We start from the raw sequence: 19,435 nt of genomic DNA, 5'->3' as shown, positions 1-19,435 counted from the left end.
AACCACCTCTATTTTCAATTTTAATTCTCACGTGTTTTGTTGGTCATTGACTGCGTTATCTGTGGTATTTTCTTCCTTTTTCTTTGGTTTTATAGCAACGCGCACCTTGGTTGGCTTTACAACCTGCCCATTGAATGTGTAACCATCTTCAATGACTTCAAGAATGGTGTATTCTTCAACATCATCGCGTTCTTCTTTTTCAAATGCTTCATGATTGAACGGGTCAAATTTTCCAGAGGCATCAATAACCCTTAATCCCTCGTTTTCAAGAGTCTTTAGAAGCTTTTCATAGATTTTTTCTACTCCGAGTTTGAATTTTTCTAAATCCTTGTCTGATTCGTAGTATTTGAAAGCCCTCTTAAAATCGTCCAAGATGGGTATAAGTGCTTTTACTATACGGAGTGCTGTTGATTTCGTTGCGTCTCTAATTTGCCTGTCAACGTCCAGCTTGTAATTTTCAAATGTTGCTTTGATTATACGTGCAGCATTTTGTATTTCCTTCAGCTGATTTTCTAACTCTGCTATCTTTTCTTTCAGTTGTTTGTTTTCTTCTGATAGTTCGTTTTGGTTCACTTGGCTTATTTCTTCTCCCTGATGTATTTCATTTATTTTCTTTTCTTCACACATGTTCCATACCTCCTACTTTAGTTTGAGTTTTTAAACATTTCTCGATACTATAGTGAAATACTCGCTCAGTCTGTTGAGCATAAACTCGAAGCTATCCATAATCAAATCATATCGACCGTATTTATCGAAAATAACAGCAACGCGTCCAACGGGATTATCTTCTGAGTAGAACTGTCCAAGGATTACCGAGAAATCTTCGAGGAACTTCAATCCGTGCTCTTTACCGATATATATGTCGTTATCAAGTTCAAATAGTTCTTTGTAGAACACGTCGGATGAAACATACACAAGGATATTTTGTAATTTTTTTAGATTGATTCTATCGTTTGCAAGAAGGTTTGGCAAACCTTCTGTTATGTAATCTTCGTAGCTTTCAACAGATAACCTTTCTGTGATTTCTAAAAATCCTCGATTGATTGTTCCAAAGTCACTGTCTTTTAAGTTATTCAGATTATTAAGACTATTGATTCGCACAAGGATATCTCGCAACTTGGATTTGAATTCATTCAACGTTAATCCAGTCATCGCTTTGTTAAGCATTTGTTCTATTTTTTCGATATCCTCAAGTTCGGTGTGTTGAATTGGGATGGATGAGCTAAGACCAAGAGATGTGATTATGCTTGCAATTGAGAAATTCTTACTCACAGGTGTTACAACTATGCGTCTGATTCTTAGAGTCAGTGGACTGGGTTTTTCAATAACAACCATGCCCTTTGTTGAAGAACTTAGCAACTTTGCAGCACCTGTGAGCACCTTTTCCATATCGCCGATCGGAAATCTTGCTGCAACCTCAACTTGAGAACTCTTTGACTTTATCTCTTCCCTAATTTTCTTCAGTTCGTTTACATAAAATCTTAGACCTTTGTCTGTTGGAATACGACCAGCAGAAGTGTGTGGCTGGAATATGTATCCTGTGCGCATTAAACGGTTCATGTCGTTTCTAATAGTAGCACCGGATCTCTCAATTGCAGCACTTTCCAAAACCCTTTTTGAACTTACAGGGGTCTTCGTGTTTATGTATTCTTGAACAATGCAGTAAAGAACTTTCTTTTGCCTTTCGGTGATATCGTTTCCTAACACGGTTATCACCTCTCCGTTTTTCTATTCGTTTTAATCTAATTTTTGTTATCAAAGATGTTAGCAATCTATACTTTAGTCTGCTAATATATTACCATAAGTGTAAGAGTTTGTCAATTTTTGGTGTGTTTTCACCATCTTAGATATCAAACAATAAGCAATGAAAAATATTGATGAAAATTTTCTTTTTGGTAAAATAGTAACAGAAAAATCGTGCGGAATACGAACATTTACGTAGAATTTTGCTTGCCTGAGGTGAGAAGGGTGAACTGGAAGGTGTATATCTCCGGATTTGCAGTTTCGACGATATTTGGGTTATCATTCCTTTTTACTAAAAACAGTATAGAACATATAAATGTATACACGTTCTTAGCTCTTAGGTTTGGTGTGGCAAGTGGTGTAATGCTATTGCTTTGGTTTTTTGGAGTCGTAAAACTAACAAATAAACCGTATTGGAAGTTATGGAAAGTAGCGCTGTTCCAACCGATTGCTTACTTTCTACTTGAGACTAACGGACTCAGGTTCACGACGTCTTCGGAAGCTGGGATGTTGATTGCTCTAATTCCTATTGTTATAACGATTTTGAGTCCGGCATTGTTGAAAGAAAGAATCAGATGGTATCAACTTCTCTTCGCATTTCTTAGCTTTCTGGGGGTATTTCTCATCGTTAAAGGTGGGGGATTGGAACAAGGAGCACTGCTTGGAAAGTTATTGGTGCTGGGTGCGGTTTTCTCCGCAGCACTCTACAATATTTTCTCAAGAAAATTGTCCTCAGAATTTGCTCCTGTTGAGATAACGTTTTTTATGATGCTTACAGGATTTGTCTTTTTCTTTTTCCTAAGTGTCGCAACAGGACATTTCACAATTACATTCCACCCTTCTGTTCTTGTTGGAGCGTTATATCTTGGCATACTTTCTTCGACGGTTGCGTTTTTCCTTGTGAATTTTATGCTCAGTAAAGTTTCCCCGACGGTTTCTTCTCTTTTCTCAAACCTAACGACGGTAATATCTGTAATAGCTGGCAGTTTCATACGGCATGAAAGGATTGTTGCAATACAAATATTAGGAATGATTTTGATACTCGTATCACTAATTCTTAATTCTTATCTGAAAAGCAAAGAAGTTCAATAATTTAGATAATACAAAAAAGCCCTCGGCTTTTCCGAGGGCTTTGTTAATTATTAACTTAACATTTTATATTTCCTCTTCGTCGAGGTTTTCTGGTATGCTGATTTCGATTTCCTCTGTTTCTGTTGCTGTTGTTGGAGCTTCTTCTGTTGAGTATGGTACTCCTTCGCGGCCTTCGAGGTATGCATCTGCTATCTTACCAGCGATGAGAGCTATTGCCCTTATTGCGTCATCGTTCGATGGTATTACGTAGTCAATTGGGTCTGGGTCACAGTTTGTATCAACCATTGCAACTATTGGTATCTTGAGATGATTTGCTTCTTCAACGGCTATCTTTTCTTTCCTCGGGTCGACTATGAAAATAACATCGGGTAAGCTCTTCATGTTTTTGACACCGCCGAGGTTCTTTCTTAGTTTTTCAAGTTTCTTTCTGAGTTTGCTTTGTTCTTTCTTTGGGAGCTTGTCGAGTTCACCATTTGCTTCCATTTCCTCAAGTTCGATGAGCTTTTGAATCCTTGTCTGAATCGTGGAGAAGTTTGTCAAAAGTCCACCGAGCCATCTGTTGTTAACGTAGAATCCGCCACATCTTTCAGCTTCGTTCTTAATGACCTGTTGTGCCTGTTTCTTTGTTCCAACAAAAAGGATAGTTCCACCTTTGCTTGCAACGTCTCTGACGAAATCGTAAGCTTCATCGAGTAGTTTGACGGTCTTTTGCAAATCGATAATGTAGATACCTTTTCTTGCACCGTAAATATACGGCTTCATCTTTGGGTTCCATCTTTGCGTTCTGTGTCCAAAGTGGACACCCGCTTCCAAAAGTTGTTTCATCGTTACTACTGGCATACCGACACCTCCATGATTTGGTTTTATCCTCCGCCCCCTTGACCCACCGACCTTGCAAAGTTGTGCAAGGCACCGAGGTGGGAAACGGGTTGGCGTGTGGATTGGGATATATTGTTTAACGCATTCGAATTTTATCATATATTTTTTGTTCGTCAAGTATTTGCTATTACGGACCGAAAAACCGTGATTAAAGGGTAATTAGGTATTTTTTCTGAGAGTAAAATGTGATAAAATAAAAAATAGGATTCTCTACTCGATGTTCGGGGGAGGGCAAAGTAGGAAATGAAGAGAAAAGCAACGATGGAAGTTAAAAAGCTGAAGGTGTTTATCTTTTTCTTTTATTTGTTTTTGGCTTCTACACTTTTGTTTTCGACGATGAAGATAGGTTACTACGATAACTACCCGCTAACTTACGACGAGAATGGTAAGCCTATGGGTTTGTTCATAGACGTGCTCAAAAAGGCAGGAGTGTTAGGAAGTTACAGTGTAGAATTCATTTTTGGTGAATTTGCTGATCTCATGCAACAATTGAATAAAGGTTATATTGACATGGTCGTTTGTGTTGCGCATACGCCAGAACGTGAGAAATTATATTCGTTTAACGCAGAACCTGTAATTATGAACTGGGGTGTGCTTGTTAGTTTTAAAACGCTCGAAGATATAAGGGAGATAGATGGGAAAAATGTTGCTGTTAACCGTGGGGATATATACTATCAAAAGTTTTTGGAGATTGCTCAATCGTTTGATATAAAACCAAACTATGTGGGATACGACACATACGAGAATGTGATAAGAGCTGTTAACAATGGACAAGCGATAGCAGGTGTTGTTAGTAGGTTAGCTTATCTTGTCAACAGCACCGAGTATCCGAAAGTTAGGGCAACGTCCTTTATTTTTAGTCCTGTTCAGCTCAAGTTTGCAATTCGCAAAGGTTCTGAAATTGCTAACAAAGATATTTTAGAAAAGATTGATAAGACGGTTGCTTTTATGAAAGCTTCTGGCGAGTTGGATAAGATTTTCAATTCATATTTTGGAATTTCAAGAAGGGCTGGAAGACAAGGTTTTCAGATGTATTTGATAGTAATATTTATAGGAATTTACGTACTTACCATTGTTGGCTTTATGCATGTAATAAAACTTCAAAAAACTCGCTACGAAGCAGCTTTAGAGGTAAATAAACAAGCTATATTGAAAGAAAGCATTCTCGACGAGAGCAGAGGGATTTACAGTTACAGTATCGGAGTAGAAATGTTGAAAAAGTACATGGAACTTTCGAAGCGTGAGAATCAGTCGCTCGGAGTTGTTGTTTTGGAGTTTGGTGGAAAGAATTGTGAAGAGAGTATTGGAAAGGTTGAAAGCATACTTAGGCAGAATATAAAAGAAGGCGATATTATAATTCACATATCACAAAATACATATGCACTGGTCCTTTACAGATATGGTGTTTTCTTTGCGGAGCATTTTAGAAAGAGGCTAACAGATTCTTTGAAGAAAAGCAATGTAGATTGTGATATTAGCATCGGTTTTGCAAAGTTTCTTCCTGAAAAAAACATATCAGCGGAAGCCCTCGTATATGAGGCAACCGCTGAAATGGAAAGAGATAAAGAATTCAAGAAAAAGATGAATATAGAGTGAGAGAATAATTCAATCATCTTAATTTTTCCCAAACTTTACGTATTTCATCACCGTTTTCTTTAAATACTTCCAATACCTTTGGTGAAAAATGAGATGGAAGTGTTCGACCATCACCTTTGAAGATGATTTCCAGTGCCTCTTCGTGGGTCATACCTTTCTTGTATGGTCTGTCGGAACGCAGTGCATCGTAGACGTCGACGATTTTTACAATCTGCGCTTCAATCGGTATTTCTTCTTCTATTAAACCGAATGGATAACCTGTTCCATCGTAATTCTCATGATGATACAGTGCGATGTTTAACGCGGTTTCAAAACCGGGAACATCCAGGATTCTTTTTGCATAGATTGTATGTTTTTTCATTTCCTCCCATTCTTCTGGTGTTAGCTTTCCAGGTTTTAGCAGGATTTCCTTTGGTATGAAAATCTTTCCTATATCATGCAAACTTGCAAACATGTTTATCTCTTCAATTTTTTCTTCTGACAAATTCAACTTTTCAGCAAGTAATTTGGAGAGGTGTTTCACCCTATATATATGCTGACCTGTATTTTCGTCATAGCCTTCTGCAATAACAGCCAGTTTTTCGGAGATGTTAACCAAAAGTCTTTTGAATTCCTCGCTTTTGAGCCTTATTTCATCGTAAGAACGCATAAGTTCTTGGTTTGTTGCCTCTAATTCCTCCATAGTTGCGCTCAGTTCTTGTAAGATTGCCGAGAGAGTTTCATAGAATTCCTGGGTTTCAACCAAGTTAAAGTTGCCTGCAGGTGGTAAAGTGCCCGTGTTTCCAATTTCTCTTACGGCAATGGAGAGCTTGTTCAAATCTGAAGCGAAAGGTTTTAGAGTTTCTTGTGTGGAAAAGAGTGTAAAAATAACTACGGTTAGTATAAACGCAAGCAAATAAGTGAAGACGTAGAGTAAAACTTTTCGGAAATCGAAAACAACTTTGAGATAAATTGGAACAGTTAATTCTCCGTGGGAAGAAAAAACGTAAGCTTTGTAAAATATAGATTTTGGCCAATCTTTTTTCAAATACTGGTCCTTAAAGCCTTCCGCAATTATTGGATCAGCTACTTTTTTGGAGGTATCCAACCTGTTTTCGTAATCAACGTATATTGCGATTTCAGAAACATTTCCTGCGGATAGGTTTACCAATCCTTTTACAAATCCTTCATATAACCTTGGATTTAGGTATAACGTGAAAAGAAGATATTCTGTTTCAGAGAGCTGTAACCACAGGTATTTCACCATACGCGATGTCCCTGGAACAAATCCTGTAAGAATTGATATGGAATTTGTGGAATAAACTGTAGGTTTAAATCCAATATTTTTTACGGTTGCCAGATAACCTGTTGCGTTCAAAACTTCTCCTTTAGTGTTCAACAAGCCAATATCTATATCAACGAAGACGTTTGGAATACTGTATAACACGGTTTGTGAAAGTTGCTTTTTAATGCTTTCTAAGGCTTCATTTTTATTTAAGTTGCCGATAAGTTCCTTGGCTAAAGGAAGATTGGCCCTTATGTAATCTTCCAACTCTTCATCATGATGCGAAACTATCGTATTGAATGTATCAAGAAAATTTCTAAACGCTATGTCTATCTTTTCAAAATGTGTCCTCGAACTTTCAGTGCTATAAAATCTTGTCCAAATCAACGCACCAACGAAAACGAATAAAGTAACTGAAACTGCGATTAGAATGTTTCGTATGAGGATACTCTTCTTCAGCTGGTCAATCCTCTGCATTACTATCGCTCCCTCTTGTTTAAATGTATTTATCTGAAACAAGTTACTTCTGAGATTTTTTCAGAATTCTTACCCTATCTGGGTTTTCGTAGTTTAAACAACATCCACTTCCAAAGAGCCTAATCTCAAGTTTTTGTGATTCTTCGAATGCATTTATCTCTTCGTATTTACTACACAGGTTATCCTCAGTTAAGTACTTACATTGGTTTTTCTCGTAGTCCCATTCACCGTAGTAACAAACGGTATGTTTGCAGCACCAACCACACTTTACACATGGTGGACATGCCGTGTGTTTTGCTTCATCTAACATTTTTTCAAGTTGTTCTACAAAATCATCCGACAACGGTTCGGAGCCATTCATGAGCTTATTCCCTCTCTTTAAATTTCAAGAATATCGGAGCACCTGTGAATGGGTCTATTTGCTCCCTTATTGTTTTCCTTATCGCATTTTGGAAGCTTTCAGGAACTTCTAATTTGTTCACGAAAAACAAAAACGTTGGTGGACGTATGTCAACTTGCAAACCGTAGTAAAGCTTTAGTCCGTGAGGTGGTTTGGCTATCATCCTTTGGATAGCAGCGTTTACTGCACTTGTCGGGACTTTTTTGTGGAGGGAATCGTATGCTGTGTTGATTGCTCTTATCAACTCTTTGTATCCAACACGATTTATCGCACTTGTAAAGACAACTGGTGCAAAGTCTACGAAATAAAGTTTTTCATTGAACTGGTCAATAAAATCTTTGATTCTTTTGTCTGCATGTTTAATCAAGTCCCATTTGTTAAATACAACTACAATACCTTTACCGTTCTTTTCTGCAAGTCCTGCTATCCTTTGGTCCTGTCTTGTTATACCTTCAGTAGAATCAATGACCAAGACAACAACGTCGGAACGTTCAATAGCGTCTATCGTTCTGAAAGTGCTAACACGTTCTATAAAGTCTTCAATTCTGCTCTTTTTTCTCAAACCAGCTGTATCGACAAAGAGGTAACTTTTATCGCCTATCTTGACGATCTCGTCTATTGTGTCGCGTGTTGTTCCAGCAATTGGTGTAACTAATGCACGCTCTTCTTTCACAATCATGTTGAAGAGCGAAGATTTACCCGCGTTAGGTCTGCCAACAATTGTAACCCTTATGAGGTTTTCAAATTTTGGAGTCTTACTTAGGTCATATCCTTTTTCTTCAAGCTTGGTGATAATCAGTTCAACCAATTCGTCCAGATTCTTGCTTTGTTCTGCAGAAACTGGGAAGGGTTCACCAAATCCCAAGCTGAAAAGTTCTGGATAAACCTTTGAATAGTTCTTTTCACTTTCAGACTTGTTGGCAACCAAGATAACTTCGACCCCGGATTTCCTGAGCATGTCGGCGATTGTGTAGTCTTCTGAGGAAAGTCCATTCTTTCCATCGACAACGAAAAGTATCAAATCGCTTTCTTGCAAAGCTTTGAGTGTGAATTCTTTACTTTTTTCATAAATTTCGTCTTCTTTTCCTTCAAAGATTCCACAAGTATCCACCAATTGGAATGTTTTGTCAGAATAAACGACGCGGTCAATGACCGCGTCTCTTGTGGTCCCTTGCTCATCTGCAACTATCGATTTTCTCTTACCGATGAGTTTATTAAAAAGTGTTGATTTTCCAACATTGCTTTTTCCAACTATCAACACCGTTGGTGTTTTTGATATGTCTACAGTTTTACTCACTTGTTGAACTTGTTCCTCAGTCTTTACTTGTTCCTGTTTCTGATTCCTTGGATTCAATGGCATCTTCTAATTTTCCCTCCATACTTACTTTCGCTATGTTTGTCTCCTCTGTTGACTTTGCACTTTTCAAAGCGTTTTCATCTTCGTAAGCTTTCGGACTGACGATAATTTTATAGATATCTTTTTGTGGTTCGAGTTTGATAATTTTGCCAGTAACTTCATCACCGATGTTCAAATTATCGTATACTTGAGTTTTTGGTATGTAGACCTCCACACCTTCGCAAAGTCCGATGTAACCTTTGTCAACAGCTTTTATTATTTTTGCGGTTACTGTATCTCCTTCCTTGTGGCTCTTTGCAAATTTTTCCCAGGGGTTTTCCTTCGCTTTCCTAATGCTAACCCTTATCTTTTTGTTATCTTTGTCGATTGAGAGTATCTGGAATTTTACTATGTCGCCTTCTTTTATCACGTCTTCAATTTTATCAACAAAGTTCCAGCATATCTCTGAAATGTTGCAGAAACCAGTAACGTTAGGTTCTAGTTCGACTATGACTCCGTTTGGCAATACCTTAATAACTTTACCAGTGGCTATACTACCCTCTGGATATTTTTGCTCAACTTTATCCCAAGGATTCCCTTCAACGGATTTATAGCTCAACACTATTCTTCGCTTTTCAGGGACGATTTCAAGAATCTGTAACTTAACTGCATCCCCGACAGCAACAACATCCGTGATTTTCCCCGGTTTACCCCAGAAGATTTCAGATATTGGCACAAGTCCTTCAATACCATCATCTATCTTTGCGAAGAATCCGAAGGGTTTTATCGATGTGACGATGCCTGAGACTTGTTGACCGACCTGGAATTTCTTGGTCACGTTTTCCCATGGATCTGGCATCAGGGCTTTGAGGCTGAGCGTTATTCTTCTTTTTTCTTGGTCGAGCTCTTTGATTTGGAATTTCATGACTTTTCCTGTAGTTAGGACATCACTTGCTTTAACAGAGCTGTTATACGAAACTTCGCCATTTGGTAAGAATCCTGTTAAAACCCCACCTATTTTGACAAATGCGCCACGTTCATCAATGGTTTCAACAATGCCTTCGATGACATCACCTTGTTTTTTTGTCTGGAAGAATTCCTCGATGAGTTTTTGGAAAAGTCTCTTTCTGGAAACTACGACGTTGGTTTTTCTACCCCGTTGTTCAAAATTTATAACCACAAAGTGCATTTTTTCTCTTGGCAATTCTTCTCCTTCTTTTAGGTTGGACTCGCTACCTGGAAGGAATGCTTCTACGACATTCTCAATGAGGACTCTGTATCCACCTTTAATCCTTTCGAGTATTCTTCCAGTAACTGTTTTGCCTTCTTTAAATGCGATGAATATATCTTCCATAACTTTCCTTTGCATCGGTTTCTTTTCCGAAAGGATTGCTGTTCCTTCTTCCTCGTTGAATTTTTCTATTCTAACAAGGATTTTTTGGCCTACTTTGTATTCCGAAAGTTCTTTGTAAAGTTCTTCAAGAGGTACAACTCCTGTTCCTTTCCATCCAAAGTCTACGGTTAATCCTGTTGGTGTGACTTCTGTTACGATTCCTTCCACTATACGCCCCTTCCCCACACGATTCTGTTCCATCGCTTTTTCGGATTCGTTAAGAAGTTCTTCAAATGATGGTTCGCTTTGGCCTTCTAACTGTTCAAAGTTGACCTGTTCTCCTTTAACAGTGTTGTTGAGTTTTTCAAATTCCGCCATGAAAAGTTCCCTCCCACCGTATTTTTCAAGAATATATTTAACGATGTTGTTGACATCGTTATTCGATGTAGAAGTACCACTCAAAATACCAACCTTTGAATTAGTGTTCGAAAGAATTTCAGAAAGCTTTGAGTTAACAGAAATCAAACTTTTCAATTCTTCAATATCCTCAACATGAACAGCGTTACCCTTTTTTTCTAAGGCAATCTCGTAAAGTTTCTTCGTGTTAGAGCTATTCTTTCCCCCTATTACAATTGTTAAATCACACATTTCACCAAATTTTTTCGCAATATCTTCTCGTTCAATGGTGACGTTGCATATGGTGTTGTAAATATTGAATTCTGAGTCGGGGTTCAGTGTTTTCATCGATTTTACAAACTGCTCGTAACCATCTTTAGAACTTGTCGTCTGGCTTATGATTGCCCATTTTCCAGGTTCAATGCGGACAGGCATTTTTGTAATTATTGCGTCTTCGACATGTCCTTTTAGTGCAATCATTTCTGCATGATGTGGATTGCCGTAAGCAATAATTTTGAACCCATCGGCTCTAAGTTTTTCAGCGAGTTTGAAGACGTTCAAAACTATTGGGCATGTTAAATCAATTATTTGGTATTTCTTTGAAACTTCACTTAACACCTTTGGTGGTAACCCATGGGCTCTAACAACAAATATAGTATCTTTAAAACCAACATCTTCCTCGACCATCAAACCGAGCTCTTTGAGGTGGTTCATAACATTTTTGTTATGAACTATCTCACCGTCGGTAAGAACATTCTTCCCTTCGCGAAGCAACTCTTTGACCCTTTCAACAGCTCTTTCAACGCCAAAGCAAAATCCAACAGGTCCGATTATTACATTTGGCATAACTACTTCACCTTACTACCTTTTTCAAATTTAAACTGCAGCGTTCTTTAACTATTTCCAGAATCTTTTGAACTACCTCTTCAACACTTAGGTTGGAAGAATCAATTTCAATAGCGTCCTCTGCCTTAACCAAAGGTGCTATTTCTCTCGAAGAGTCGAGTTTGTCTCTCTCTATTATTTGTTTAAGGAGCTCGTCGTAACTAACTTCTAGACCTTTGCTTTTGAGTTCTTCGTATCTTCTTCTTGCCCTGACTTCTGGAGAGGCGATGAGGAAAATCTTGACTTGAGCGTCTGGCATGACAACGGTGCCTATATCACGCCCTTCGGCAACGATGCTCCTTGTTGCACAGATTTCTTTTTGAATCTTCGTTAAAAATTTTCTTACTACGGGGTTTGCACCGTAATGTGAAGCGTAAATACCAGCTTCTGCCGTCCGAATTTCGTCTCCCACTTGCTTACCATTTAAATAGTATTTCCCATCTTTGTATTCTATCGAAACACTACTTAACGTCTTTTCAATTTCTTCCGTTGAATCTGGACTCACACCGCAGTCATGAAGATAAAGCCCAACGATACGATACATTGCGCCTGTATCAAGGTAGTCAATTCCCAACCTTTTGGCAACCTCTCTTGCAACAGTAGTCTTTCCCGAGCCGGCTGGTCCGTCTATTGCAATCTTACAGTGCAATTTATCATGCCTCCTCAACAGTCTGCACAATTTTGAATACTCTATCAAGCCTCGTCATTTCGAATATTCTCATAACGGTCTGTTTGAGTGAGGCAAGAACGAGTTCTTTTTCAGCCATTCTGGCATCTTTGTAGAGTGCAACCAAGCTACCAAGTCCCGCACTGTCAATATAATTTACTTCCGACATATCAAGAACGATTTTCGATAGCTTTGTTTCATTTATGGCATCTTTGAGAAACTTTTTGACTTCTCCTGAATGGTACGCGTCTATCTCGCCATGAACAGAGATAATCAGTTTGTCCTTCTCTTCCCTTTTGTCAAATTTAATAGCCATAGACACACCTCCCGTTGTTAGTGGTATTCCAAGGTTTTACATCATTGTTTCAAGGAAATTCCAAGCTCTTCAAGCTGTTTTTGTGAAACTATTGATGGTGCGTTGGTTAATAGACAAGTGCCACTGGATGTTTTTGGGAATGCGATAACTTCTCGTATACTGTCTGCACCAACAGCTATTGTAACTAGTCTGTCCAGTCCAAATGCAATTCCTCCATGCGGAGGCACACCGTATTTAAGTGCTTCCAAGAAGAACCCAAATTTTTCCTCCATCTCTTCTTTTGTCAAACCAATTATATCAAAAACTTTCTCTTGTATATCCTTCCTGTGAATTCTTATACTTCCACCGCCGACTTCATAGCCATTTATAACCATATCATATGCATGTGCTCTGATTTTTGAAAGTTCCACACCGTTTTCTAAATCTTCTACGTATGGCATTGTGAATGGATGATGTCGAGCGACAAATCTATTTTCTTCTTCGCTCCATTCGAGGAATGGAAAGTCTACAATCCAAAGGGCATCGAAACCTTCCACTTTGAAGTGCTCTTTTCCTATCTTCAGCCTTAGGGCACCCAGTGCTTCGTTCAACCTTTCTCTGTTATCGTGTGCTGCAAGTATGAAAACGTCTCCTTCTTTCATTTCAAAGGTCTTTGAGATTTCCAAATATTCATTTTCTAAATACTTTGCTGTGGTGGATACAATTTGACCATTTTCGATTTTAAACCAAAGAATGCCACCTAAACCAAAAGTCTTTACAAAATCTGAGTATTCATCAGCTAATTTTCTACTCATAGGTATGTGTGTTTTAAAACCTTTTACAAAACCACCTTTTGAAAGAACGTCTGCCACGATTTTGAATTGCGTATTATTGAAGTGATTTGTTAGGTCTTGTAGTTCCATTCCATACCTTCGGTCAGGCTTGTCTGACCCATATTTTTCCATCGCTTCTTCATATGGGATTCTATCGAATTTTTCGGGAAGGTTTATCCCCACCTTTGAGTAAATGTATCTTATCAGGTCTTCGGCGAGCTTCAGGACATCTTCCATATGGACAAAAGACATTTCTATATCAATTTGGGTGAATTCAGGTTGTCTATCTGCTCTCAGGTCTTCATCGCGGAAACAACGCACTATTTGGAAATATTTATCCATACCTGAAATCATGAGTATTTGTTTAAATAATTGTGGGCTTTGTGGGAGAGCATAGAACGTGCCCTTTTTCAAACGAGATGGGACAAGGAAGTCCCTCGCACCTTCTGGGGTGCTCTTTGTAAGGTATGGAGTTTCAATCTCTAGAAAATCTTTACTTGTTAAGAATTCTCTGGCATGGAACGCCATTTTGTGCCTGACAATGAGGTTGTTTGCCATCTTCGGATTTCGAAGGTCCAAGTATCTGTATTTCAAACGTATTTCTTCTGAAACTTCATCACCAGGATAAAACGGAGGCAGTTCGGATTTTGAGAGAATTTCGATTTTTTCAGCGAGGATTTCTATCTCTCCAGTTGGTTCAGGTGTCACCGCTTCCTTTGGTCTTGCTCGAACAGTGCCTTCAACGTTGATAACGTCCTCTCTGGAAATTGTATTGACAATCGAATAAACTGGTGAATCTGGGTTTACAACAACCTGCGTTTTCCCGTACCTATCTCTGAGGACTATGAACTTGACACCGCCAAGGTCTCTAATTCTGTCAACCCAACCCGCGAGTTTTACTTGCTTTCCTTCGTCTTTTAAGCGGAGCTCACCACAGTTGTGAGTTCGATACATCTATTTACCTCCCTTTGGTTTTCGCTTTCTTTTTACTTTTTCGAAGATTTGTATGATTCCCAGTCTTGCAAGAATCTCTTTATCCCAACATCTGTTAATGGATGCATAAACATTTTCTTAAGCACGTCGAATGGAACTGTTGCTATGTCTACGCCTATGAGTGCAGCTTCTACAACATGCATTGGGTGTCTTATACTTGCGGCAATTACTTCTGTTTCAAAGCCGTAATTAACGAAAATTTGCATGATTTCTTCTAGCAGTTTCAATCCATCGTTACCGTTGTCATCTATTCTTCCTACGAAAGGACTAACATACGTTGCACCAGCTTTCGCTGCGAGTAAAGCTTGGTTTGCACTAAAAACAAGTGTCACATTTGTTTTTATGCCTTCGGCTGATAGTATCTTCACAGCTTTTATTCCATCAGGGGTCATTGGGATTTTTACAACAACATGTTCGTCGATTGCGGCAAGTTTTCTAGCCTCTTCGACCATACCTTCCCAGTTCAAGGAGATAACCTCAGCAGAGACTGGTCCTTGGACAAGCTCGCATATTTCCTTTATACGCTTTTCAAAATCTGCTCCTTCTTTTGCTATTAGAGTTGGGTTTGTTGTAACCCCATCGACTATTCCCCACTCCACTCCCTGCCTTATCTCCTCAAGATTCGCTGTATCGAGAAAAATCTTCATATCAAGCCACCCCCTGTCGAAGACTTAGATGAACCAAAACCTTTGGTAAGATTATACCATACTTGTTTTAACTTTTAAAAGCCTGACTTAAACTTTTTGCTGTTAAGTTCGTTATAAACCTCTTCTTTACCAAATTTTATACTTTCGTTTAGAGCGCATGTGTATCTATCGTTACCGTGGTAAAGTAGCAGGGATTTAGAGAGTCCATTGTCGTAGTATGTTTTATCGTAATGTATTCCAACGATTTCTCCGACGTATAATATGTGGTCTCCGTAAGTTCTGTGGTCTACAATTTTGCACTCATAACAAGCTATTGCGTTTTCTAAAACGGGCACATGCAGAACTTTTCCATCGAAATATTTTAGTTCGAATGTTTTAACTTTATCCAACTCCCTTCCCGATGTTCTTCCGACAAAGCCGGCAATTTTGTAATCTTCGAATTTCAGAAAATTGACAGAAAATGCATCTGTTTGTTTTATAAGCTCGTTTGTGTATCTTTTTGGCGAGATTAAGATACCATAAAGTGGTGGGTCAAAGGAAAGTTGTGTATGCCATGCGGCGGACATGAAATTTACTTTTTCGGCAACCTTGACTCCTATTATAGCAACAGGGAATGGGTAATGATAATAATATTTACCACTGCTTAGTTCAAATGTTAATCTGCTCATCCTCTTCCCTCCCCAAGTTGTTTTAGCTAAATTTTCTTTTCATTTGCTTTATTATCAATTTTAACACACAACGGTGTATTTTGTTGAATATGTGATATAATTTCATCGAAAGAGCAAGGAGGTGTTTGCATTGGAAGAGAGGCTTTTGGACTTTGAGAAGTTTAAAAAAATGACACTCAAAGAAGCTATTCAATTTGCAAAGAGTGATGATTCAGGCGCACTTGTGAAAAGTGCATTAGAAGTTATTGAAAAGGAAGATAAAATTTTGAATGCGTTTATAAGTGTAAATAAACAAGCTCCAAGTGGAGTTCCTATAGGGATAAAGGATAACATAAATGTGCAAGGGATTGAAACTACCTGTGCATCAAAGATATTGAAAGGTTACATTGCCACTTACGATGCTACGGTCGTGAAGAAACTCAAAGAAAACGGATTTTCCATTGTTGGGAAGACTAATCTCGATGAGTTTGCAATGGGTGCGAGCACGGAATACTCTGCCTTTGGACCCACAAGAAATCCACACGACACGGAAAGAGTGGCTGGCGGAAGTAGCGGAGGGTCGGCTGCAGCTGTGGCATCTGGAGAAGTAGTTGCGGCACTTGGGAGTGACACAGGAGGCTCGATTAGACAACCTGCAGCCCTTTGTGGCGTCGTAGGTTTTAAACCATCATACGGTTTGGTCTCACGATATGGACTTGTCGCTTTTGCTTCTTCACTGGACCAAATAGGACCTATCACAAAAACGGTTGAAGATAGTGCGATATTGATGAACATAATCGCAGGGAAAGATGAAAACGACTCTACAACAGTTGATAGAAACATCGATTTTACGCAGTTCATAGGGAAAGAATTGCCAAAGATGAAAATTGCCGTTGCCAAACAGTCTTTCAATGAAGGAGTTGAAGATGGCGTAAAAGAAAAGGTGAATGAATTCATTAAATTCGTAGAGAGCTTAGGACATTCGGTGGATATAGTTGATTTAGACGAAATCAAATATTCAGTTGCCACGTACTACATAATAGCCCCTGCGGAGGTAAGTTCAAACCTTTCGAGATTCGATGGGGTGAAATACGGTTTAAGGGTTTCAGCAGAAGGGTTAAGAGAGATGTATGAAAAGACCCGAGGAATGGGGTTTGGTGACGAGGTGAAAAGAAGGATACTAATTGGAACATTTACACTTAGCGCTGCTTACTACGATGCGTATTTCGAAAAGGCTCAGAAAGTTAGAAGAAAGATATCGATGAAGCTCAACAGCGTTTTTGAGCAATACGACTTTATTGTTACACCCACATCTCCTATTGTTGCTTTTAAAATAGGTTCTGTTAGTGACCCGCTTGTGTATTATATGATGGACATATTCACAATCCCTGCAAATCTTGCTGGATTGCCAGCAATTAGCATTCCTTTTGGTAAAGTGGAACATCTACCCGTTGGCATCCAAATAATGGGTCCAAGATTTTCTGATGCCAAAGTCTTAGGGTTTGCCGATTACATTGAAAGGCATTTAAAAGAAAAAGGACTTTAAATGCCAAGGAGGTTGAATGTTGGATGGAAAAGGCGAATAGATATAAGCCGGTTATAGGGCTTGAAATACATGTTCAATTGAGCACAAAAACGAAAGCATTTTGCAACTGTAGTGCAGATGTATTCGATTTGGAACCTAATACTTCGATATGTCCCGTATGCACGGGTCAACCTGGTGCTTTGCCTGTGCCGTCAATGGAGATGTTTGAGTTAGGAGTTAAGTTAGGATTGGCTTTGAATTGTAAGATAAACAGGTACTCAAGATTTGACAGGAAGAACTATTTCTATCCAGACTTGCCAAAGGGGTACCAAATTACTCAGTTCTTTTATCCACTTGCGGAACACGGATTTTTGGAAGTTGAAGGTAAAAAGATTCGAATAAGAAGAATACATTTAGAAGAGGATGCCGGAAAGTTGATGCATGCTGGAGATAACATCACTGAAGCTGATTACTCGCTTGTTGACATGAACAGATGTGGAGTACCATTAGCTGAAATTGTTACTGAACCTGATATAGAGTCTCCAGAGCAAGCAAGGATATTTATGGAGAAGCTGAGAAGCATTTTGAGATATATAGGCGTAAGTAGCGGAGATATGGAAAAAGGAGCTATGCGTTGCGATGCAAATATCTCAGTTGTTGACACTCTAACAGGAAAGCAAAGCAATAAAGTAGAGGTCAAAAACATGAACTCTTTTAAGTTTGTTGAAAAGGCTCTTGAATACGAGTATGAACGCATTGTGGAACATTTGGAAAAAGGGCTAGACGTGGAAAGGGAAACAAGAGGATGGAATTTGAGTACCAAAACAACGGTGAGTATGAGAAGTAAAGAAGAAGCGCACGATTACAGATACTTTCCAGAACCGGATATACCTCCAGTCGTGCTTGATGATAAATTTATTGAGAAAATCAAAGCAACAATTGGTGAGTTACCAGAGCAAAGGCTCAAAAGATTTGTAGAAAGTTACGGTTTGAACACGAAAGAAGCATGGGCACTCGTTGAAGACAAAGAGATTGGTGACTTGTACGAAGAAGCTGTGAAAAAAGTAGGTGAACCTAAAGAGGTTGCAAACTGGTTCTTAACAGAGCTCTTCAGATTGTATGGCGAGTACGAAAAGGAAAAGTTGTTTGTAAGTGCAGAAACGTTTGTAGAAATTATCGGCTTGATAAAGGCTGGAACCATTTCAAGGAACATGGCAAAGGATGTGTTCCAGGAATCATTGCTCACAAGGAAGATGCCTAAACAGATAGTTGAAGAAAAAGGTTTGAAACAGATAGATGACACCGTGTTGATAGAACAAATTGCAAGAAAAGTTATCGAGAGCCATCCAAAAGAGGTTGAGACTTTCAAAGCTGGGAAAGAAGGCCTGTTTGGTTTCTTCGTTGGACAAGTTATGAAAGAGCTCAAAGGCAAGGCAAATCCAAAGACGGTAAACGAGGTATTGAACAAGCTACTAAGAAACTGAAGTCTATTTTCTTGAAAGGTTTTGAGGGGGGACCGGGATGAATATATGCAAAGGCTTAAGATTTGTGTTACTAATTCTGGTATTCTTGTTTTTTTCACTAACAGCTGGCTTGGGAGACGTAGTTGGAGATATTGGAAACATACTGAAGACTGTAAACCCCGAAATACAGGGTATGTATAAAGCTATTTCGCTCAATGTATGGAATGCATCCTTAGTATACGAAGATTCCAACTGGGCAGTGGGATTGAGGTTGCACGATGAAAATGTCAGGAGTGAGTCTTACAAACTTGGATTTATAACTATGAAGCGCCCGTTAGATAAAAGCTATTTCAACTTACTAACGTTTGTTGGGCAAGTGCAAGGGGTTGCTCTTACGATAGGATATGAAAACTATTCTATACCTGTCACTGGTTTTGAAAAGACTTACTACATTTCCACGAACCAGGTCTTGCAAACGGAATATTCCAAGACATGGTTTTCTTTACCAAGCTTGCCATTTGGTGATATGGTTATAGGACCTTTCTCGTTGAACTACGAAGGTTTTTCGCTCTCAAAATTAGGAAACGAAGAGCCAAAGGTCGAGATAAACATGAAGAGGGGTTACGCTTTAGTCGATACGTTACCTCTTAGCTTTGTGCAGATAGGAAATATCTACTCACTAGGCATTTTTGTGTTTGCGGATAAGTCACTCGAACAAGGGGCGATTGTGAACCTTGGGTGGGATTTCGATGAAGGTAGATTAGTAGGGCTTCTCGGAGGGAGGATATTTATAGACTTCCAGGATTTCAGATTTTTCTTCTCAACGTATGGAACTTACGTTCCATCTTCCCAGAACCTCAAATACGGTGTTTGGTTTAGGTTCCTTTCACCGTTCTCAGGGGATTTGATAATCCAAAACAACGTGGCTTATTTTAGACTCAGGTTTTCTGAATGATTCAATTTG

The 19,435-nt window shown here is 38.9% G+C and carries 17 protein-coding genes; 5 read left to right on the top strand and 12 right to left on the bottom strand.

All coding sequences use genetic code 11. The features are described 5' to 3' along the window. Positions 1-27: 27 nt before the first annotated feature. Together AC3M61_RS06065 and hrcA are read right to left on the bottom strand one after the other, a co-directional pair. Positions 28-627 carry a nucleotide exchange factor GrpE gene (locus tag AC3M61_RS06065; protein ID WP_500779977.1) on the bottom strand — a complete coding sequence of 200 codons (600 nt, stop codon included), beginning with the start codon at positions 625-627 and terminating at the stop codon, positions 28-30. 30 nt (positions 628-657) lie between these two features. Beyond that, on the bottom strand, positions 658-1,707 hold the full coding sequence (hrcA, locus tag AC3M61_RS06060; protein WP_448378373.1) for a heat-inducible transcriptional repressor HrcA: 1,050 nt from the start codon (positions 1,705-1,707) through the stop codon (positions 658-660). Positions 1,708-1,968: 261 nt separating this feature from the next. Here hrcA and AC3M61_RS06055 point away from each other — a divergent pair, with 261 nt between their 5' ends. Continuing rightward, entirely contained in the window at positions 1,969-2,835 is an 867-nt protein-coding gene (locus AC3M61_RS06055; RefSeq protein ID WP_500779976.1) for a DMT family transporter, read from the top strand. Positions 2,836-2,898: 63 nt separating this feature from the next. Here the strand turns inward: AC3M61_RS06055 and rpsB are convergent, their stop codons facing one another. Beyond that, on the bottom strand, positions 2,899-3,675 hold the full coding sequence (rpsB, locus tag AC3M61_RS06050) for a 30S ribosomal protein S2 (RefSeq protein WP_500779975.1): 777 nt from the start codon (positions 3,673-3,675) through the stop codon (positions 2,899-2,901). Positions 3,676-3,957: 282 nt separating this feature from the next. Between rpsB and AC3M61_RS06045 the strand changes: the two genes are divergently transcribed. Continuing rightward, positions 3,958-5,310, top strand: a complete 1,353-nt coding sequence (locus AC3M61_RS06045; protein ID WP_500779974.1) for a transporter substrate-binding domain-containing protein — start codon at positions 3,958-3,960, stop codon at positions 5,308-5,310. Between the two features lie 13 nt (positions 5,311-5,323). Here the strand turns inward: AC3M61_RS06045 and AC3M61_RS06040 are convergent, their stop codons facing one another. From AC3M61_RS06040 to AC3M61_RS06000, 9 genes are all read right to left on the bottom strand, one after another. Then, on the bottom strand, positions 5,324-7,051 hold the full coding sequence (locus AC3M61_RS06040; protein ID WP_500779973.1) for an HD-GYP domain-containing protein: 1,728 nt from the start codon (positions 7,049-7,051) through the stop codon (positions 5,324-5,326). Between the two features lie 43 nt (positions 7,052-7,094). Next, complete coding sequence (locus AC3M61_RS06035; RefSeq protein ID WP_500779972.1) at positions 7,095-7,412, bottom strand: hypothetical protein; 318 nt, start codon at positions 7,410-7,412, stop codon at positions 7,095-7,097. 4 nt (positions 7,413-7,416) lie between these two features. After that, positions 7,417-8,811: a ribosome biogenesis GTPase Der gene (der, locus tag AC3M61_RS06030; RefSeq protein ID WP_500779971.1), complete on the bottom strand. Its 1,395-nt coding sequence runs from the start codon at positions 8,809-8,811 to the stop codon at positions 7,417-7,419. Then, entirely contained in the window at positions 8,765-11,362 is a 2,598-nt protein-coding gene (gene ispH / locus AC3M61_RS06025; protein ID WP_500779970.1) for a 4-hydroxy-3-methylbut-2-enyl diphosphate reductase, read from the bottom strand. The genes der and ispH overlap by 47 nt, the downstream gene beginning before the upstream one ends. A gap of 7 nt (positions 11,363-11,369) precedes the next feature. Then, positions 11,370-12,050, bottom strand: a complete 681-nt coding sequence (gene cmk / locus AC3M61_RS06020) for a (d)CMP kinase (RefSeq protein WP_500779969.1) — start codon at positions 12,048-12,050, stop codon at positions 11,370-11,372. Positions 12,051-12,054: 4 nt separating this feature from the next. Beyond that, on the bottom strand, positions 12,055-12,384 hold the full coding sequence (locus AC3M61_RS06015) for an STAS domain-containing protein (protein ID WP_500779968.1): 330 nt from the start codon (positions 12,382-12,384) through the stop codon (positions 12,055-12,057). A gap of 41 nt (positions 12,385-12,425) precedes the next feature. Continuing rightward, entirely contained in the window at positions 12,426-14,150 is a 1,725-nt protein-coding gene (gene aspS, locus AC3M61_RS06010; RefSeq protein ID WP_500779967.1) for an aspartate--tRNA ligase, read from the bottom strand. 32 nt (positions 14,151-14,182) lie between these two features. Continuing rightward, the gene (gene fsa / locus AC3M61_RS06005; protein WP_500779966.1) at positions 14,183-14,836 is read right to left on the bottom strand and encodes a fructose-6-phosphate aldolase; all 654 of its coding nucleotides are present in this window, start codon (positions 14,834-14,836) and stop codon (positions 14,183-14,185) included. Between the two features lie 74 nt (positions 14,837-14,910). Then, on the bottom strand, positions 14,911-15,504 hold the full coding sequence (locus AC3M61_RS06000) for a flavin reductase family protein (RefSeq protein WP_500779965.1): 594 nt from the start codon (positions 15,502-15,504) through the stop codon (positions 14,911-14,913). 169 nt (positions 15,505-15,673) lie between these two features. Between AC3M61_RS06000 and gatA the strand changes: the two genes are divergently transcribed. From gatA to AC3M61_RS05985, 3 genes are read left to right on the top strand one after another with little or no spacing between them, the layout of a single operon-like run. Beyond that, a complete protein-coding gene (gene gatA, locus AC3M61_RS05995; protein ID WP_500780027.1) occupies positions 15,674-17,029 on the top strand; it encodes an Asp-tRNA(Asn)/Glu-tRNA(Gln) amidotransferase subunit GatA in 1,356 nt (451 codons plus the stop codon). 23 nt (positions 17,030-17,052) lie between these two features. Continuing rightward, complete coding sequence (gatB, locus tag AC3M61_RS05990; RefSeq protein ID WP_500779964.1) at positions 17,053-18,492, top strand: Asp-tRNA(Asn)/Glu-tRNA(Gln) amidotransferase subunit GatB; 1,440 nt, start codon at positions 17,053-17,055, stop codon at positions 18,490-18,492. A 37-nt stretch (positions 18,493-18,529) separates the two neighbouring features. Next, positions 18,530-19,426, top strand: coding sequence for a hypothetical protein (locus AC3M61_RS05985; protein WP_500779963.1), 897 nt, complete (start codon positions 18,530-18,532; stop codon positions 19,424-19,426). Positions 19,427-19,435 lie beyond the last annotated feature (9 nt).

It is taken from the genome of Fervidobacterium sp. (assembly GCF_059913585.1).
This window is presented reverse-complemented; position numbering and strand designations above follow the sequence as displayed.

Bases quoted from the DNA above. Each gene is read 5' to 3' on its own strand.
- AC3M61_RS06040 (WP_500779973.1), bottom strand. From the start codon at position 7,051: ATGCAGAGGATTGACCAGCTGAAGAAGAGTATCCTCATACGAAACATT.
- der (WP_500779971.1), bottom strand. From the start codon at position 8,811: ATGCCATTGAATCCAAGGAATCAGAAACAGGAACAAGTAAAGACTGAG.
- AC3M61_RS05985 (WP_500779963.1), top strand. From the start codon at position 18,530: ATGAATATATGCAAAGGCTTAAGATTTGTGTTACTAATTCTGGTATTC.
- AC3M61_RS06045 (WP_500779974.1), top strand. From the start codon at position 3,958: ATGAAGAGAAAAGCAACGATGGAAGTTAAAAAGCTGAAGGTGTTTATC.
- aspS (WP_500779967.1), bottom strand. From the start codon at position 14,150: ATGTATCGAACTCACAACTGTGGTGAGCTCCGCTTAAAAGACGAAGGA.
- AC3M61_RS06015 (WP_500779968.1), bottom strand. From the start codon at position 12,384: ATGGCTATTAAATTTGACAAAAGGGAAGAGAAGGACAAACTGATTATC.
- gatB (WP_500779964.1), top strand. From the start codon at position 17,053: ATGGAAAAGGCGAATAGATATAAGCCGGTTATAGGGCTTGAAATACAT.
- fsa (WP_500779966.1), bottom strand. From the start codon at position 14,836: ATGAAGATTTTTCTCGATACAGCGAATCTTGAGGAGATAAGGCAGGGA.
- rpsB (WP_500779975.1), bottom strand. From the start codon at position 3,675: ATGCCAGTAGTAACGATGAAACAACTTTTGGAAGCGGGTGTCCACTTT.
- AC3M61_RS06000 (WP_500779965.1), bottom strand. From the start codon at position 15,504: ATGAGCAGATTAACATTTGAACTAAGCAGTGGTAAATATTATTATCAT.
- ispH (WP_500779970.1), bottom strand. From the start codon at position 11,362: ATGCCAAATGTAATAATCGGACCTGTTGGATTTTGCTTTGGCGTTGAA.
- AC3M61_RS06035 (WP_500779972.1), bottom strand. From the start codon at position 7,412: ATGAATGGCTCCGAACCGTTGTCGGATGATTTTGTAGAACAACTTGAA.
- AC3M61_RS06065 (WP_500779977.1), bottom strand. From the start codon at position 627: ATGTGTGAAGAAAAGAAAATAAATGAAATACATCAGGGAGAAGAAATA.
- gatA (WP_500780027.1), top strand. From the start codon at position 15,674: ATGACACTCAAAGAAGCTATTCAATTTGCAAAGAGTGATGATTCAGGC.